Genomic DNA, 19435 nt, shown 5'->3' on the forward strand with positions numbered 1-19435 from the left:
TTTACGTAAATTTAACATTCGAAGTAAAATACAAGCACATAAAAAACACAATTTTAACCTAAACAAACTGTATGAAAACAATTTATAAAAAGTTGTTCATTGCGTTACTTCTGCTGCCAATTACAATGTTGGCTCAGAGCACTTTAACAGGAAATGTGTCGGATAAAACATCTGAACTGCCTTTGCCCGGTGTTAACGTAATTATTAAAGGTACCACAAATGGTACTATTACTGATTTTGATGGAAATTTTACACTATCAAATCTAAAAAGTGGAGATGTAATTGAATTTTCTTATGTAGGATTCAAAACTTTGGATGTTACATTTAGTAATCAAAGAAGCATTCAAATTTCTCTAGAAGAAGATAATGCACAACTTGATGAAGTAGTGCTTATAGGTTATGGAACTGTAAAGAAAAGAGATGCAACCGGTTCCGTGACTCAAATTTCAGCAGAAGATTTTAATAAAGGAGCTAATGTGACCGCTGAAAACTTACTTAATGGTAAAGTGGCAGGTGTAACCATTAACACAAGTGGAGCTCCCGGTTCAGGTTCTGAGATTAGAATTCGTGGAGGTTCTTCATTATTAGCTTCAAACGACCCTTTAATTGTAATTGACGGATTACCGATAGATAATAATGGCGTTGCAGGGGCTACTTCTATTTTGTCTTCAATAAATCCAAATGACATTGAGTCATTTTCTATTTTAAAAGATGCTTCAGCTACAGCAATTTATGGATCTAGAGCTTCCAATGGAGTTATCATCATAAATACTAAGAGAGGTTCAAAGAAACTTCAAGTTGACTATAATTTTCAATATGGTTCCGGAAGAAATGTTGGAGAAATTGATGTTTTTTCTGCTGATCGCTACAGAGATTTAGTTGCAGGAACTTTTGACGAGAATGGTAATCAACTAACACCTGGTGTCGGTACACCTGCACAAGTTGCTTTGTTGGGGGATGCAAATACTAATTGGCAAAAAGCAATATACAGAAGAACAGATTTTGTTGATAATAATTTATCTATTAAAGGAAACTTATTTGGAGCAATTCCAACAAGGTTATCAATTGGAAATACTTATCAAGAAGGTCTTCGTTTGACAAATGAGTTTACAAGAAATTCGGTTTCGTTGAATTTGTCACCTAGTTTTTTTGAGAATCATCTAAAGTTGAGAATTTCAGCTAATTATACCAATCAACGTAATCGTTTTGCCGATGGTGTTGAGGGATCTGCTATTCGTTTTGATCCTACGCAACCTATTTATGATGAAAACTCACCTTATGATGGCTTCTTTGAGTATTATAATCCAAGTTTACCAGGGAATCCATTCTTGAATCCTTCTACAGGAAATCCAGTTGCTCAATTGTTGCAAACTAACGATAGAGGCTTAAACAATAGATTGTTTGGAAATTTTGAAATTGATTATAAATTTCATTTTTTACCTGAATTAAGAGCCGTTGTAAATTTTGGTTATGATAATAATGATGGAGAGAGAAGTAGAACCAGATCGACAAATGCAAGATCAGGTTTTCAAAATAACAACATTTCATTAGGAACTAAGTTTAGTGAAAACAACCAAAGGATAAACAAGCTTTTAGACTTCTATTTTATTTATAATAAAAAATTCGGCAATTTAGATTTTGAAGGAACTGCGGGTTATTCTTATCAAAAGTTTGAAAATTCAGGCCAAGCAGGTTTTGAGGCAACTGATCCAACTGACGAACGAAGATATTATGTTGATACAGATGTAGTTCTTTTGGGATATTTTGGAAGAGCAAATTTCAATCTTCATGATAAATACTTGTTAACTTTATCTTATAGAAGAGACGGTACTTCTCGTTTTGGTCCTGATAATCGATGGGGCAATTTCCCTGCTGCAGCTTTAGGTTGGAAAATCAAAGAAGATTTTTTTAAAGACTCTACCGTATTATCTGATTTAAAGTTACGTGTTGGTTGGGGTATAACAGGTCAGCAATCCATTGATAATCCTTCTTTTTACCAATCAATTTATAATTTAGGAGATGCAAATTCACAGTATATAATTGGTGGTCAACCTGTTAATGTTGGAGTTCCTAGTGCTTTTGGTCCGTTAAAATGGGAAGAAACAACTACCTATAATGTTGGTCTAGATTATGGTTTTTATGAGAATAGATTGAATGGTTCCTTAGATTTTTTTTATAAATTATCACAAGATTTATTTCAAATTGGTCCATTTGCAGACGGAAGTAATTTTTCAAATCAAGGGCCACAAAACGTTGGTGATATGAGTTCAAAAGGTGTTGAATTTTCTATCAATTATGATGTTTTTAGATCTGAAGATTTTAATTGGAACATAGGTTTTAACGCAACTAAGTTTGAGAGACGAATTGAGAAAATTGCTTTAGGCTCACCTTTATTTACTGGTCAATCAGGTGCCGGAACCGGAGGAACATCACAAATACTTCAAGAGGGATTTACGCCATTTTCATTTTTTGTTTACAAACAATTGTATGATTCTACCGGAGCAGCAATTGAAGGTGCTTTCGCAGATTTGAATGGCGACGGTATAATTAATGGCGACGATAGATATATCTACAAAAACCCAGATCCGGACTTATTGTTAGGATTTAATTCTAATTTAAATTACAAAAATTTTGATTTTGCATTCAATCTTAGAGCTAGTATTGGCAATAGGGTTTTAAATGCTGTTGAATCAACTCGTTCTTATTATGCCTTAATTCAAAATGGTGTTTTAGAAAATATTTCAACAAATGTTTTGAACACAAATTTTGTGGAACAAAATGGAGAAAATGTATTGTCTGATATGTATGTTGAAAATGCATCTTTCTTAAGAATGGATTATGTGACCTTAGGCTACACATTCCCTAAATGGTTAGACGGAAATGCTTCTCTACGTTTATTTACCGGAGTTCAAAATGCATTTGTTATAACAAAATATGGAGGTCTAGATCCTGAAGTTACAGGAGGTTTTGATAATACAATTTATCCAAGACAAAGACAATTTTTGTTTGGAGCTAACGTAAAATTTTAAAAATAAAAACTATGAAAAAAATTAAAATCTTATCCTTATTAGGTTTTGCATTTTTTATGCAATCTTGTGAAGATGATTTAAACGTTGTTCCTGAAGATCCTAATCAGATTTCGGTTGAACAGTTTTATTCACAAGACGGAGCCTATACTCAAGCCATTGCAGGTGTTTATGGCAACTTGTCTTTGACAGGAACATTAGGGCCTGATAATTCTAACATTGGTGGCGTTGATGCAGGTACCAGTCAATACGGACGTGTATTATGGTATTTACAAAACTTATCGACAGATGAAGTAATCTGGAGTTATGAAAATGATCCAGGGACCAGAGAAATTCAAAGAAATATTTGGAATTCATCAAATCCTGTTATTCGTGGAATGTTTAGTAGAGCCATGTTTCAAGTTGCTTTAGCTAATGAATTCTTAAGACAGTCAACAGCTGATAAGTTAAACTCAAGAGGAATTACCGGTGCACAAACACTATCAGAAATTGAAGAGTACAGAAACGAAGCTCGTGCTCTAAGAGCGTTATCTTATTATCATCTATTAGATTTGTTTGGAAAAGCTCCATTTAATACTGAAGATGATGTTGTAGGAGTAGCAGGGCCAGAGTATAATGCACAACAATTATTTGATTTTGTTGAAGCTGAGTTGACAACAATTTTGCCAAATTTAAAACCTGCAGGAACAAATATTGACGGTAGACTTGATCAAGGTTTTGCCAGAATGGTCTTAGCTAAATTGTATTTAAATGCTGAAGTTTATATCGGACAAAACAGATATAACGACTGTGCTGATCAATGTATTGCTATCATTGGATCTGGATATTCATTAGCAACAAATTATTTGAATAATTTTAATGCTGATAACAACACATCTCCAGAAGCAATTTTCTATATTCAAGCTGACGGATTAGTTACTCAAAATTATGGACCTACAACCGTTATGATTAATGGTCAAGTTGGATCGATTGAAAGTAATGGTAATCAATTTGGCGTAGGAGGATGGGGTGGTGCACTCCGTTTGAGAAAACAATTTGTGCAAAAATTTGATGGGAATGAATTTAATAATGATGTAAGAAATACTATAATTTCGGGTGTTCGTGACATAGAAATTACGGATATTGCCAATAGAGATCAAGGCTATATATTAGCTAAGTTTTCTAATATATCTTCTGCAGGAGTTCCCGGTATAAGTACCACTTTCGTTGATACAGATTTTCCAATGTTTCGTTTAGCTGATGTCTATTTGATGTATGCTGAATGTGCTTTAAGAGGAGCATCCAGTGCTACTTTACCTCAAGCTGTAACCTATGTAAACGCACTAAGAGAGCGAGCAAATAACGGGTCTCAAATCGGAAACATTTCTCAATCGAACTTAACATTAGATTTTATTATTGATGAAAGATCAAGAGAATTGCACTGGGAAGGTCACAGAAGACAAGATTTAATTCGATTCAATAGATATACAGGAGGCAATTATAATTGGGCATGGAAAGGTAACGGTAGCAATGGTGTTTCAATTCCAAGCTTTTTGAAACTCTATCCTATACCTCAAGCTTCTTTAGCATCAAATCCAAATTTAACTCAAAATCCAGGTTATTAATACCTATTAACACTAATTATATTAAACATGAAAAATACATTTAAATTACTATTAGCTACCATTCTATTTTCAGGATTGTGGTCATGTGAAGATGAGCAAGATCTTATGTTCTTAACTCCTCCCGCAAGTTTTGATATTTTAACACCGGATGCTGGTACTGCAGTTGAATTAACACCCGGTTTACAAAATAATCCTGCTTTAACAGTAACATGGTCTGCTGCAGATTATGATACTCCAACAGCGGTTACCTATGATGTTGAAATTTCTAAATCAGGAAATGATTTTGAAACATTTATTTTAGCTGCAAGTACTTCAAACACAAACGTTACTTGGAGTGTTTCTGAATTGAATGCTGCAGCGGGTGCGGCTGGCTTAACTCCTTTTGTTGAAGAAGGATTGGATATAAGAATTAAATCAACAACAGGAACTGTTGATTCTCAGCCAGTTTACTCTAATGTTGTTACTGTTTTGGTAACAACTTACACTACAGAATTACCTAAAATTGCAGTTCCCGGAAATCACCAAGGTTGGAATCCACCTACTGCTCCAAGGTTAGCTGCTTCTGGATTTGGTCAAACAGACTATGATGGATATGTTTGGTTAGATGGCGGATACAAATTTTTAGGTCCAGATGCAGCAGGTAATTTCAATTGGGGTAACACAGATTGGGGAGACGACGGGTCTTTTTCAGGAATTCTTGTTGAAACAGGTGAATCAGATTGTCAAGCTACTGCAGGTTATTATAGAGTACAAGCAAATACTACAACTTTAACCTATTCTACTACTGTAACAGTATGGGGTATTGTTGGAGCTGCAACTCCAGGAGGTTGGGACAATAGTACTGCTCTAACATACAACCAAACTTCCGGTAAATGGGAAGGGGTTGTTGCAATGACTGCAGGAGGTTATAAATTTAGAGCTAACAATGCTTGGACACTTAATCTAGGAGGAAGTACTGAAAGTTTAAATTATGATGGACCAGATTTAATTTTGGATGTAGCCGGAACTTATTTAGTAAAACTTGATTTAAGTAATCCGCGTGCTTATTCTTATGAGCTTATTGCTCAATAATTATTAATCAATTTAAATAAGCGGGCTGTAATCCTTCAGCCCGTTTTTTTAAATTAAAATTTTTTGCTATGAGAAAAAATTATTTTATTACTTTTTTATTTTCGTTGTTTTCTGTTTTGGCATTTGCTCAAGTTACAATAACACCCTCAACGTTTAATGTAACAGATCAAATCACTATAACAGTAAATTTAGCACAAATAACTTGTAACGGGATACCAACAAGTACAACAAAGGTTTATGCACATGCGGGTATTGGTAACGATACAGATGAGTATGGATTTAGTGTTGTTGGGAACTGGGGTCAAGACAATGGGGTTGGATTAATGACCAATAATGGTAATGGAATTTGGAGTTTAACAATTACTCCAAGTACTTATTTTAATTTAAATGCTACCCAACAAGCTAATGCTACCAAATTAGGGTTGGTATTCAGAAACGCTAATGGTTCACAAGAAATGAAACTTCCTGCAACAGGAGGGGGATGTGGGAACTTTGTATTTAATGTTGGAACCTTCCAAGTTAATTTAACAGCACCACAAAACAACAGTACCACTATTTTAAATTCTGGTGGTAACTTATTAGTTTCAGCTACAAACACGGGTGGAAATTCTTCTTATGTTTTAAAAGCTAACGGAACTACCATAAATACGAATGCATCAACTGCTAATTACAGTTATACACATACTAATATTACTTCAAATCAAACGTACCAACTTGAAATAACCCAAGGATCTTCAACAATTACAAGAAATTTTAGTGCAATTGTAAATCCTGGTACAATTTCCCAAGCTATACCAGCAGGTTTGGAAGATGGTATTAATTACAATTCGTCAGATCCAACTAAAGCAACTTTAAAATTAAATGCTCCGGGTAAAGATTTTGTTTATGTAGCCGGTAGTTTTAATAACTGGCAACCGGATGCATCCTACGCCATGCGAAGAGACCCTTCTACCAATATTTTTTGGTTAGAATTAACAGGCTTAACTCCCGGTCAAAATTACACCTATCAATACTGGGTGGTAGATCAAACCCCGGTTGCAAATTCACCGGTTTTAGTAAAAACCGCTGATATGTATTCTACTTTGGTTTTATCACAATTTGATGATCCATGGATTCCTGCTACTTCTTATCCTAATATGCCTGCATTTCCTGAGGGACAACAAAGAGAAGTGACTGTTTTACAAACCGGACAACAGCCTTTCAATTGGAGTAATGCAACTACTAATTTTGTTAAACCAAATAAAGATAATTTAATAATCTATGAGGTTTTGATTAGAGATTTTGATGCCAATAGAAATTATCAAGATTTAATTAATAGAATTGATTATTTTAAAAACTTAAAAATCAATGCAATACAGTTAATGCCAATTATGGAGTTTGAAGGCAATGAAAGTTGGGGTTATAATACTTCTTTTCACATGGCTTTAGACAAGTTTTATGGAACTTCAGACAAATTTAAAGAGTTTGTTGATTTGTGTCATCAAAATGGCATTGCTGTAATTTTAGATTTAGCTCTAAATCATGCATTTGGTAGAAATCCTGGTCTCAGAATGTGGATGAATGATCCTGATGGTGACGGATGGGGTCCACCTTCAATTGACAATCCTTATTTTAATACTGTGGCAAGACACAGTTATAGTGTAGGTGAAGATTTTAATCACCAATCTGAATTGACAAAATATTATACGAGACGTGTAATTAAACATTGGATTGAAGAATATAAAATTGATGGTTTCCGCTGGGATTTAACCAAAGGTTTTACTCAAAATTGTACTGGTGCTGATGAAGGTTGTACCAATGCTTATCAAGCGGATAGAGTAGCTGTTTTAAAAGAATATGCAGATTATTCCTGGACTTTAGATCCCAATCATTATGTAATTTTTGAACATTTAGGTTCGGATAATGAAGAACAACAATGGGCAAATTATCGTCTTAATGAAGGAAAAGGAATTATGATGTGGGGTGAATTATGGGATCCTTACAAACAACTTATTAGTGGTAATTCTGTAAACGCTGACATTAATAGAGTGGGTCACGTTAGTAGAGGTTTTCAAGGTAAACGATTGATTGGTTACCCTGAAAGTCATGATAAAGACAGAATTATTTATGAAGCTGTTACTTTTGGAAATGGCGGAGGAACTGCTCCTGTTAATGGTAATTTAAATAACGCAATTAACAGAATGAAAGCTATTGCAGCTACTAATATTTTAGTGCCTGGGCCAAAAATGGTATGGCATTTTGCATCCCTAGGAATGGGCGATTCAATTTGGACATGTTCAAATGGAACAATAAACTCAAGCTACGATGCAATTCCCGGGGATTGTAAGTTAGATACCAAACCACAACCGCAATGGACTCAAAATTGGTTGGCCGATCCACTTAGAAATTCTGTGTATAATACGTATGCTAAGTTAAATGCATTAAAAACTTCGCAACCTGTTTTTAATGGTGAATATTCTATAAGTCCAAATGGAAATAACATTAGACAACGTATTTATATTTTTGACAATTCTTTACCGGCATCTCAATTAAAAAATGTGGTAGTGTTGGCTAATTTTTCTGTAGCAAATCAAAATATTACTCCTGATTTTCCATACACGGGTATTTGGTATGATTTAATGACTGAAACGCCTTTGAATGTTACCAGCACAACTGCACAAATAACTTTAGGACCGGGTGAATTTAAAGTTTATGGAAATCAATTAGTGACTTTGAATGCTGATGATTTTGAATTAGCGGATGATTTCGAAATATATCCTAATCCTGCTACAACTTCATTTTCATTAAATGTTTCAGCAAATCGTGTTGAAGTGTATTCATTAACCGGTCAATTGGTGAAATCGTTTACGGCTTCATTTTCTGAAAATCACTTATTTGATGTAAGTGAATTAAATTCAGGAATTTATATGGTTAAAGTGAGTGACACTTATAATCGTGAAAAAGTAATGAAGTTAATAAAAAATTAATTTTAGAGTTAGTTATACAAGTTTGCTTTAAAAACCCAACTTTTTGTTGGGTTTTTTGTTTAAGTAAGATGTTGTATATATGAACTTTATGATTTACTTTCGCCGTGTGAAACACAATCTTAAAATACTTAAAAAAGTAGTAAAAGTGCTTGGTTTAAGCCTTGTATTTCTATTATTAGTAATGTTAATTTTACCTTATGTTTTTTCTGATACTATAACTGAGAAAGTTAAGCAATATGCTAATAGTAAATTAAATAGCGAACTGTATTTTTCCGAAACCAGTTTGTCTTTTTTTAAACACTTCCCATCCCTAACTGTTTCACTTGAAGATGTTGTTTTAAAAGGTTCAGCACCATTTGAAAAAGACACTTTGATCCAATCAAAAGAGATAGGTTTTGGGGTGGATATTCTATCAGTTTTCTTTAATGAAAAAATAAATATTGATAAAATATATATTGAAAATGGTCAAATAGCGATTACTATAAATTCAAAAGGACAACCAAATTATAATGTTTATATTTCAGATGAAGCACTTCCTGATGTTGAATCTGAACCGGCTTCATTGAAATTATCACGCATAGAAATTAAAAATACTGATTTGATTTACAATGATCTAGCTACAAAAATGTATATCAAAGCTAATGGGTTTAATTATGTTGGGAAAGGTGATTTAAACAAATCTGTGTTTGATTTAGCTTCTAATGCTAAAATTAACGCCTTTGATTTTACTTATGATGGGGAACAGTATTTAAAACAAAAAAGTGTCAACGCTAAATTAATTACAAAGATAAATACTGAATCGCTTTCGTTCTTTTTCCAAGAAAATAATTTAAAGATTAATAAATTACCCGTTGATTTTAAAGGAGCCATACATTTTTTAAAAAATGGTTACAGTCTTGATTTTAAAGTAGTATCTGAAAATAGTAATTTGAATGATTTTTTTACAGCATTACCTCCGCAATTTATAACATGGCTTGACAAAACTAAGATAAAAGGAAGAACAGATTTGCTTTTTTCTTTGAAAGGCGATTATATAGCTTCTGAAAATAAAAATCCGGACTTACATTTTAATATGAAAGTTAGAGAGGGTTTTATTTCTTCAAAAGAATCTCCTTATCCTGTAGAAAATGTCTTTTTAAACTTCGACACAAAATTACCTTCCTTAAATTTCGAAGCATTGCAACTAAAAATTGATTCCATATATTTTGATGTTGGAAAAGATTTTTTCAATGGAAATGTTATAACAAAAGGATTAAAAAATCCCGTTATTGATGCCAAAATAAGATCAAATCTTGACTTAGAAAAATTAAATATAGCACTTGGAATTGATGGTTTGCATTTAAAAGGATTGTTAAAAGCAGATGTAACATCAAGAGGAATTTACAACGCAGAAGATTCAAAATTTCCTATTACTAAAGGTGAACTACTCATTAAAGATGGTTTTATCAAAACAAAATATTACCCAAATCCAATTCAAAATATAAATATTCAATCAACAATTGAAAATATAAGTCAAGATTTCAAAGATGCATCGTTAATAATTTCTAAAGGAACATTTGAATTTGAAAATCAACCTTTTGATGTTGTGGCCTCTTTTGTGAATTTTGAAGATATTAATTATAATGTAAAAGCAAAAGGGACAATTGATGTTCAAAAAATATATAAAGTTTTTTCACAGGAAGGTTTGAATCTTGAAGGTTTTATCAAAGCTGATGTCTCATTTAGTGGAAAACAAAGTGATGCTTCCAATGGGAATTATGAAAAACTAAATAACAAAGGAACTTTGTATCTAAAAGATATCCAAACTTCAACAGCCTATTTGCCAAAACCTTTTTTGATCAAAGAAGGGCTGTTTCAATTCAATCAAGACCAAATGAGTTTTGATGAATTTAAAGCAAATTATGGCACATCAGATTTTTTAATGAACGGTTATTTAGAGAATGTGATAAATTTTGTTTTATCTGATAAGGCTATTCTGAAAGGAAATTTTGACCTCAAGTCAAATTTTATTAACCTAAATGAATTCGTACCTGTTAACAATTCTGTTGCTGATGAAAACGATTCAATTACTTCTGGCGTAATTATTATTCCCTCCAATTTTGATTTAAAATTTAATGCTTCAGTTCAAAAAATTAAATATGATGAATTGATAATTGACAACCTAAAAGGGTCTATTGCAATACATCAATCAAAAATCGGAGTTCAAAATACAGGATTCGAATTAATTGGAACAAAGGTAAATTTAAACGGATTGTATTACAATGAAAATGAAGAAAGAGCACATTTTGATTTCAAAATGAATGCAGTTGATTTTGATATAAAAAGAGCCTACAATGAAATTTCACTATTTAAAGAAATAGCTTCAGCTGCAGAATATGCCGAAGGAATAGTTTCTTTAGATTACAAATTATCCGGAAAATTAGACAATACTATGTCGCCAATATTACCTTCACTTATTGGTGGGGGAACACTTTCGGTTAAAAATGTCAAAATGAAAGGGTTTAAGCTATTTAATGTGGTAAGTCAAAAGACAGAAACAGGGGCTTTAAATGATCCTGATATTTCAAAAGTGGATATAAAAACTACCATTAAAAACAATTTAATTAAAATTGAACGTTTTAAATTTAAAGTTGCCGGATTTAGACCCAGAATTGAAGGAGAAACAAGTCTTGATGGGGATTTAAATCTTAAAATGCGTATAGGATTGCCCCCTTTGGGAATAATTGGGATTCCTATAAAAGTTACCGGAACACAAGAAAATCCGTTGATTAAATTAGGGTCTAAAACAGAAGATTTAGAAGAGATTGAATATGATGAAGAAATAAAGCCTACAGAGGAATTAAAAACGGATGAATAAAAAAAAGCTGCCAAAAAATGACAGCTTTTAAAGTGGTACCTCCAGGAATCGAACCAGGGACACATGGATTTTCAGTCCATTGCTCTACCAACTGAGCTAAGGTACCGTTGCTAATGCGGGTGCAAATATAGAATGTTTTTTAGTTTATCCAAAACAAATTACAAAAAAAATAAGCCCTTTAAAAAGATAAATTTAATCAGAACATATGTTGCTAGTTATTGACATAGGAAACACAAGAATAAAAGCGGCTGTCTTTGAGCAGTATACATTGTTAGATTTTGTTGTTTCAGAAAGAATAGAGGTTCAAAATGACATCGATTTTTTTTTAAAAAATTTTAAAATTGACAGTGTTATTTTGTCTTCTGTAAGTAATTTTGAATATAAAAAGTTATTTTTTCCGGAATCTATCAAAGTTGTAATAGTAGATAATTCTAGTAAGATGCCTTTTTCGAATTTTTACAAAACACCAAAAACGTTAGGAATTGACAGAATGGTGTTAGCAGCAGGTGCAGTTTTACAATTTCCTAAAAAAAACAGATTAGTAATTGATGCAGGAACTTGTATAACGTATGATTTTATAGATGAGAATGATAATTATTTTGGAGGTGCAATTTCGCCGGGATTGAAGCTTAGATATGAAGCATTAAACAATTATACTGCAAATTTACCCTTGTTGCGACTTGAATCGCCTGAAAAAGTTATTGGAAATTCAACAAATTCTGCAATACATTCCGGCGTCGTAAACGGAGTTATTTATGAAATAGACGGATTTATTACAAATTTCATTAACCAAAATAAAAACTTTACCATAATTTTAACTGGTGGAGACACAGATTTTTTGGCTAAACGATTAAAAAGTACCATATTTGCCAATTCAAATTTTTTACTCGAAAGTTTGGCCCATTTATATCAATATACAAAATGATCAAAAACATAATTATCTGTTTAAGTTTGTTAGTAACTTTTGCGTCAGTTGCTCAAGATAATACTGCTTCTCCGTATTCTTTTTATGGAATTGGAGAATTTAAAATTAAAGGAGCTGTAGAAAACAGAACCATGGGTGGGGTTGGTGTTTTTAAAGATTCATTAAGTATTAATTTTTTGAATCCTGCATCTTATGCAAATTTGAAAGCAACTTCTTTTGCTGTTTCAGGAAGTCATAATTTTACAACTTTACAAGCTCAAAACGAAAGTGAGCAAGCTCAAAGAACATCGTTTGACTATTTAGCGGTTGGTTTACCTTTAGGCAAATCATCTGCTGTTTTTGGATTGATGCCGTACACCGCGGTTGGTTATAAAATTCAAAATTCATTTAATGATGAAGAAGGATTTTTTAGAAATAAGGTTTCATCAGGAAAAGGAGGCGTTAATAGACTTTTCTTTGGTTATGGTTATAGCCTTACTAATGATTTTTCAGTTGGTGTCGATGTAAATTATCATTTTGGAAATGTAGAGACAACTTCATTAGAATACATAGCTGGAGTGCAGTTAGGAACCAGAGAAATTAATAATTCATCTATTGCCGGTTTTGGTTTTAATTTTGGTTTAATGTATAACAAAAAAATAACCGAAAAAAACTCCATCTTCGCTTCATTGACCTATTCTCCTGACAGTAAATTAACTATTGATAACACTACAAAAATAGCTACTGTAAATGTTATAATTCCCGAGAATCCTATTGAAGTGGAAAGTGAAGATGATATTACAAGTTCTAACAAAATTAATAATCCCGGAAAAGTTTCTTTGGGATTTGGATATGGTAATGCCCAAAAGTTTGGAATTGGAACACAACTTACTTTTACACAAAATAGCGATTTTGGGAATAGATTTGAAGACATAAACAATGTTTCATTCGAAAATGGAACTAAAATAGGTTTAGGTGGTTATTTTATTCCAAAAGTTCTGTCTTACAGTAATTACTGGAATAGAGTTACTTACAGAGCCGGAATGAGTTATGAAAACACAGGTATGGTAATAAATAATGAAGACATAAAAGATTATGGCATAAATTTTGGTTTAGGTCTTCCAGTGAGTGGTACGCTTTCCAATATTAACATCGGATTTGAATACGGCTCAAGAGGAACAAATAAAGCAAATCTAATAAGAGAAAAATATTTTAATATTTTAATTAGTTTATCATTAAGTGATAAGTGGTTTGTAAAAAGTAAGTATAATTAACAGTGAAATTTAATATCATGAAAACTAAATTAACATTTTTAATCGTAATTTTATTTGGATTTTATAATTCAATAGCTCAACCTGCAGATTGTGGAGACAAGCTTTCAATTTTCGTTGAATTAGCTAAATCAAAAAATTTTACTGAGGCATATGAACATTTAAATTATTTAAGAAAAGATTGTCCAGCACAACATGCCGCAATTTATGTGTTAGGAGAATCAACCTTGAATTATTTTATTGATAATTCAAAAACTCCTGCTGATAAAGAAAAGCACGTTAGAGATCTAATGAAACTTTTTGAAGAATATGACCAACATTTTCCTGGTAACGGAAAAGGAAATTCTGTAAAAAGAGGTTTAGCTCTTTTTGATAACAACATTGGAACTCCAAATGAAGTTTTTCAAATATTGGATAAATCTTTCAAAACTGACAAAGCAAATTTCTCTAACCCAAAAGCATTGTTGTTATATTTCCAAATATTTGTAGATGATTACGAAGCGGGTAATAAAGGAATTCAGCTACAAGAAGTTTTTGATATGTATGATGTAATATCAGATAAACTTGAAGAAGAAGCTAAAGTTTTATCTGATGCTAAAGATGAATTGATTCAAAAACAAGAACTTGGTGAGGCTTTATCAACTAAAGAGCAAAAAGACTTTAGCAGATATGAAATAAACTTAGAGGCTTTTGAAACAGTGGGAACAAGTATGGATGCTAAAATTGAATTATTAGCAACTTGTGATAGATTAATTCCTTTCTTTAGTAAAAGTTTTGAAGAAAAGAAAGGTGATGCAGAATGGCTTCGTAGAGCTGCTCAACGTTTAGACAGAAAAAATTGTTCTACCGATCCGTTGTTTGCTAAAATTTCTGATGCATTACATTTGTTAAACCCAACAGCAGAGTCAGCCTATAATTTAGGAGTTTCTTTTTACAACAAGAAAAACACAGCTAAAGCTTTAGAATATTTTAATCAAGCTGCAGAATTGCATACTGATAAAAACAAAAAGGCTAACGTATATTATACTATTGCTACAAATATCTACGGAAATGGTAATAAATCTCAAGCTAGAGCTTATGCAGAGAAAGCTTTAGCAGCAAGACCATCGATGGGAAGAGCTTATTTATTTATTGCTCAATTATATGCCAATAGTGTGAATGATTGTGGTGTAACACCTTTTGAAAAAAGAGCAGTAAATTGGTTAGCTGCACAAACTGCTAGAAGAGCCGGTCAGGTAGATTCTTCTTTAAAAGCAACAGCCGATCAAACCGCTGCAACTTATGAGCAAAGAGCTCCATCAAGACAAGATATTTTTCAAGAGAATATGGCAGGTCAATCAATCTCTTTCAAATGTTGGATTGGAAAATCTGTAACGGTGCCAAGCCTATAAGATGAATAAAGTTAATAGATATAGTTTAAAATTGAGTGTCATTGCATTTGCAGTGACACTCTTTTTTTCTTGTGAAAGCAATTTTAAACAGATTCAGCAAATCAATTTTTCTGAATTTATGCCAACCGGTATAGCTGATACAGTGAATTTAAAATATACAGATTCAGGTAAAGTCAAAGCCATTTTGATTAGTTCTAAAATGCTTGATTATGGAACCGTTAAATATCCATTTACTGAATTTCCAGAGGGGATTGATTTAACACTTTATGAAGCAAATAATAAAAAAAGTTTTGTTAGTTCAGACTATGCTATTACTTTTAAAGGAACTGAAATAATTGACTTGAGGGGTAATGTGAAAATGACCACGCAAGACGGTCAGTTTATGGAAACGGAACAATTGTTTTATGATCAAAAGAATGAATGGTTTTTTACCGAAAAAAAGTTTAAATTTACAGACCCTATCAAAGGTTTTACAACCGGAGAAGGAATTGATTTTAGTAAAGACTTTAAACGAATTAATTTTCAAAAAGTGTATAGCGAAATCAATGAAGCTGAATAGTTCAAGTATCAATTAAATTAACTTTATGAATTACCTAAAATACATTCAATATTTTTATCTTTTTGCAGCAGGATTTTTCGCCTATTTGGGATTTACCTCACTAGATAATCAAGGAGAACGCAACCCATGGATGATGTTTTTCTTTGCTGCTTTAGCATTGTTTATGTTCTTTTTCAGAAGACATTTTTATAGCAAATATCAAGATAAAAACAAAAAATAAAACAAGTGGAAATTAGCATTATTATTCTATGCTTACTGCTTTCTGCATTATTTTCAGGAATGGAAATTGCTTTTGTCTCTTCCAATAAAGTATCTCTGGGTATCGAAAAATTGCAAGATAATTTTTTGTCAAGAATACTCTCCAAACTCACCGAGAAGCCTTCAAAATTTATTGCAGCAATGTTTGTTGGAAAAAATATTGCATTGGTTATTTATGGATTCTTGATGGGAGAACTAATTTTAAAATTAGTATTTCCCGGTTTACAATTTGATTCAGAGTTATCCATCCCTATTTTACTTATTCAAACAATTATTTCAACTGTATTAATTTTAATTACTGCTGAGTTTTTACCAAAAGTATTTTTTCAGATTTATGCGAATAGTTTTTTAAAGTTATTTGCACTTCCTACTTATATTTTTTATTTGTTGCTTTATTTTTTATCATCATTTGTAATTTGGATATCTGATGTTATCTCTAAAAAATTCTTTAAAATAGATGTTGATAAAGACCAGTTACTATTTAGTAAATTAGAATTAGGAAACTATATTTCTGAGCAAATGCATGGCATTGAACATGATGAAAATGTCGATTCTGAGATTCAAATATTTCAAAATGCTTTAGAGTTTACTGCTGTAAAAGCAAGAGATATTATGAATCCAAGAACAGAAATAGCTGCAGTAGAAATTCATGATTCTGTTTCAGAATTGAAACAAAAATTTGAAGAAACAGGTTATTCTAAAATTGTGGTTTACCAGAACTCTTTAGATGATATTATTGGCTATGTTCATTCTTTTGATTTATTTAAAAAGCCAAAAACAATCAAATCAGTTTTAATTTCGGTGGAATATATTCCTGAAACCATTTTTATAAAAGATGCATTGAGTTTACTAACAAAAAAACGAAAAAGTATTGCAGTTGTCTTAGATGAATATGGAGGTACTTCGGGAATGATAACAATTGAAGATATCGTGGAAGAACTTTTTGGCGAAATTGAAGACGAGCATGATGAAGAGGAAACTTTGATTGAAGAGCAATTAAATGAAAATGAATATCGTTTTTCTACTCGATTTGATGTAGAGTATTTGAATGAAACGTATAAATTCAACCTTCCTGAAAGCGACTCTTATTCCACTTTGGGAGGAATGATAGTAAATCATAATAATGAAATTCCTCAAAAAGAAGACACTATTCAAATAGAAAATTATCTATTCATTATTGAAGAAGCTTCCAGCAAAAAAATTGAGCTTGTAAAGATGATAATCAAAGAATAACAAACTTCAAAAAACCATTGTTTTTTCAAAAACCATCTTTATTTATTGATTTCAAAATCTATTAATCAAAAAAACTGCAAAATATATCCGATACATTATTATTATTTCACAGATAATTGTATTTTCGCAAACTGAATTAAAAAAACATATATAAAATGGCAATTTTAGGAAAAATTAGACAGCGTTCATTTATTCTAATTGTAATCATTGCGTTAGCATTATTTTCATTTGTCTTGGCAGATGTTATTCAAAGTGGCGGTTTTAGTCAAACAACTACTAATGTTGGTACAATAAACGGAACAGATGTGTCATACGACCAGTTTAACTTAAAGGTTAACAATGTTGAAAAGCAAGGTGCACAACAAGGAACTACAACGATTCAGGCAATGAATCAAGTTTGGAACCAAGAAATAAATCTTGCATTGTTAAATGACGAATTAGAAAAATTGGGAATCAGAATTTCTGAATCACATTTGGTTGAAGCTTTAAAAGCTGACCAAACTATTGGAAGAAGCCCAATGTTTGCTAATGAAATGGGTCAATTTGACATCAATAAATACAGAGAATATTTCAAATCAAGTTCTAATCAACAAGAAAAAGATGAATTAGAAAGAATTGAAGTTAATGCAAACGTTTCTGCAAAATATCAAATCTATTCTACTTTATTAAAATCAGCGTTTTATACAACCGTAAATGATGCTAAATTCAAATATAACTTAGAAAACGATAAAGTTACTTTTGATTATGTGGTGGTTCCGTTTTCTTCTATAAATGATAGTGAAGTAACTGTTTCTGATAAAGAAATAACTGACTTCATGAAGAAAAACGAAAAGAAATATAAATCAGAAGAAACAAGAGAAATCGAATTTGTAACTATCAATGATAATGCAACTGATAGTGATAAAACAGATATCAAATCTCGTTTAGAAGGATTGCTAAATGCAAAAGTTGTATTTAACAATGAAACCAATCAAAATGATACTTTGCCTGGTTTCAGAGCTACAACAAATATTGTAGAGTTTGTAAATGCTAATTCTGATTTTCCATATGATTCAACATTTGTATCAAAATCTGATTTACCTGCAGAATATGCAGAACAAATCTTTAACCTTGCAGATGGTGAAGTTTTTGGACCTTATGAATATGGAAATTATTATGCTGTAAGTCGTTCTATGGGAAGAAAAGCAGGAGCAAAAGCAAGAGCAAGTCACATTTTGATCAGCTACGAAGGAACTCCTGTTCAAACAAAAGAAATCAGAAATAAAGAACAAGCTAAAACAAAAGCAGAAGAAATTTTAGCTAAAGTAACGGCTAATCCAGGTGAATTTGCAATGATTGCAATGACGGAATCAGAAGATACACAGTCTGGACAAAGAGGTGGAGATTTAGATTTCTTTAATCCTGGTCAAATGGTAAAACCATTTAACGATTTTGTATTCAACAATTCAGTTGGTAAAATAGGTTTAGTAGAGTCAGAATTTGGTTTCCATATTATCAACATTACTGACAGACAAGATGCTATACAATTAGCAACTATTGCTCAGAAAATTGAAGCTTCTGAAAAAACTACAGACGGAGCTTATACGAATGCAATGAAATTTGAACAGTTAGCAAACGAAAAAGCTTTTGCCGATGCTGCAAACGAATTCAAATTGGCTGTTTCGCCATCAGTGAAATCAAAAGCTCTTGATGAAGCTATGGGAGAATTAGGTAATCAAAGACAAATCGTTCGTTGGGCCTTTGAAAAAGGAACTGATCTTAATGATGTGAAACGTTTTGAAATTCCTAAAGTTGGTCACGTAATTGCAAGATTAAAAAAAATAAACAAAGAAGGTTTGTTGCCAATTGAAGATGCAAGAATTCAACTGGAGCCAATCATCAAAAACAATAAAAAGGCAGAATTGATTAAAGTTAAAATGAAAGGAACTACGCTTGATGCTATTGCTAAAGCAGGTGCTGTAACTGTTCAAAAAGCTGAAAACGTTAGTTTAGAGAACCCTATTATTCCAAATTCAGGTTCAGAGCCGGCAGTGGTTGGAGTTGCTTTTAGCACAGAGGCATCAAAAGTATCTGAATTAGTTCAAGGTAACACAGGTGTTTATGCGGTTAAAACAACTCAGGTTTCTAAAGGATTACCAACCCAAGACTATACAGTTCAACTAACAGCTTTGAAAGCTCAGAACGGAACAGCTTTAAATAGAGTTTTCCCTGCTTTAAAAGAAAAAGCGAAAATTAAAGACAATAGAACTAAGTTTAATTACTAATGTTCTCCAATAAATATTTAAAAACCACACT

General features: G+C 32.0%; 12 protein-coding genes and 1 tRNA gene. 12 read left to right on the forward strand and 1 reads right to left on the reverse strand.

All coding sequences use genetic code 11. The annotated features are described in order from the left end of the window. Window positions 1–71: 71 nt before the first annotated feature. The 5 genes from IEV15_RS04115 (at window position 72) to IEV15_RS04135 (ending at window position 11524) form a co-directional block, all read left to right on the forward strand. Window positions 72–3029, forward strand: a complete 2958-nt coding sequence (locus IEV15_RS04115) for a SusC/RagA family TonB-linked outer membrane protein (RefSeq protein WP_188361233.1) — start codon at window positions 72–74, stop codon at window positions 3027–3029. An 11-nt stretch (window positions 3030–3040) separates the two neighbouring features. Beyond that, window positions 3041–4630 (forward strand): RagB/SusD family nutrient uptake outer membrane protein, encoded by a 1590-nt coding sequence (locus IEV15_RS04120; RefSeq protein WP_188361234.1) that lies wholly within the window; start codon window positions 3041–3043, stop codon window positions 4628–4630. Window positions 4631–4657: 27 nt separating this feature from the next. Continuing rightward, entirely contained in the window at window positions 4658–5701 is a 1044-nt protein-coding gene (locus IEV15_RS04125; RefSeq protein ID WP_188361235.1) for a SusE domain-containing protein, read from the forward strand. A 68-nt stretch (window positions 5702–5769) separates the two neighbouring features. Continuing rightward, entirely contained in the window at window positions 5770–8667 is a 2898-nt protein-coding gene (locus tag IEV15_RS04130; protein WP_188361236.1) for an alpha-amylase family glycosyl hydrolase, read from the forward strand. A gap of 88 nt (window positions 8668–8755) precedes the next feature. Next, the gene (locus tag IEV15_RS04135; protein ID WP_188361237.1) at window positions 8756–11524 is read left to right on the forward strand and encodes an AsmA family protein; all 2769 of its coding nucleotides are present in this window, start codon (window positions 8756–8758) and stop codon (window positions 11522–11524) included. Window positions 11525–11557: 33 nt separating this feature from the next. Here the strand turns inward: IEV15_RS04135 and IEV15_RS04140 are convergent. After that, window positions 11558–11630, reverse strand: a tRNA-Phe gene (locus tag IEV15_RS04140). 99 nt (window positions 11631–11729) lie between these two features. On the opposite strand from IEV15_RS04140, the gene IEV15_RS04145 reads away from it, so the two are divergent. The 7 genes from IEV15_RS04145 (at window position 11730) to IEV15_RS04175 (ending at window position 19404) form a co-directional block, all read left to right on the forward strand. Continuing rightward, on the forward strand, window positions 11730–12449 hold the full coding sequence (locus IEV15_RS04145; protein ID WP_188361238.1) for a type III pantothenate kinase: 720 nt from the start codon (window positions 11730–11732) through the stop codon (window positions 12447–12449). After that, complete coding sequence (gene bamG, locus IEV15_RS04150; RefSeq protein ID WP_188361239.1) at window positions 12446–13702, forward strand: BamG family beta-barrel-assembly machinery protein; 1257 nt, start codon at window positions 12446–12448, stop codon at window positions 13700–13702. Before IEV15_RS04145 ends, bamG begins: the two co-directional genes overlap by 4 nt. Window positions 13703–13719: 17 nt before the next feature. Further along, complete coding sequence (locus IEV15_RS04155; RefSeq protein WP_188361240.1) at window positions 13720–15090, forward strand: tetratricopeptide repeat protein; 1371 nt, start codon at window positions 13720–13722, stop codon at window positions 15088–15090. A gap of 1 nt (window position 15091) precedes the next feature. Further along, window positions 15092–15649: an LPS export ABC transporter periplasmic protein LptC gene (lptC, locus tag IEV15_RS04160; RefSeq protein WP_188361241.1), complete on the forward strand. Its 558-nt coding sequence runs from the start codon at window positions 15092–15094 to the stop codon at window positions 15647–15649. Between the two features lie 25 nt (window positions 15650–15674). After that, a complete protein-coding gene (locus IEV15_RS04165) occupies window positions 15675–15869 on the forward strand; it encodes a hypothetical protein (protein ID WP_188361242.1) in 195 nt (64 codons plus the stop codon). Between the two features lie 5 nt (window positions 15870–15874). After that, window positions 15875–17140 carry a hemolysin family protein gene (locus tag IEV15_RS04170; RefSeq protein ID WP_188361243.1) on the forward strand — a complete coding sequence of 422 codons (1266 nt, stop codon included), beginning with the start codon at window positions 15875–15877 and terminating at the stop codon, window positions 17138–17140. Between the two features lie 155 nt (window positions 17141–17295). Beyond that, a complete protein-coding gene (locus IEV15_RS04175) occupies window positions 17296–19404 on the forward strand; it encodes a peptidylprolyl isomerase (RefSeq protein ID WP_188361244.1) in 2109 nt (702 codons plus the stop codon). Window positions 19405–19435 lie beyond the last annotated feature (31 nt).

This window comes from Flavobacterium orientale, from assembly GCF_014638005.1.
Classification (GTDB): domain Bacteria; phylum Bacteroidota; class Bacteroidia; order Flavobacteriales; family Flavobacteriaceae; genus Flavobacterium; species Flavobacterium orientale.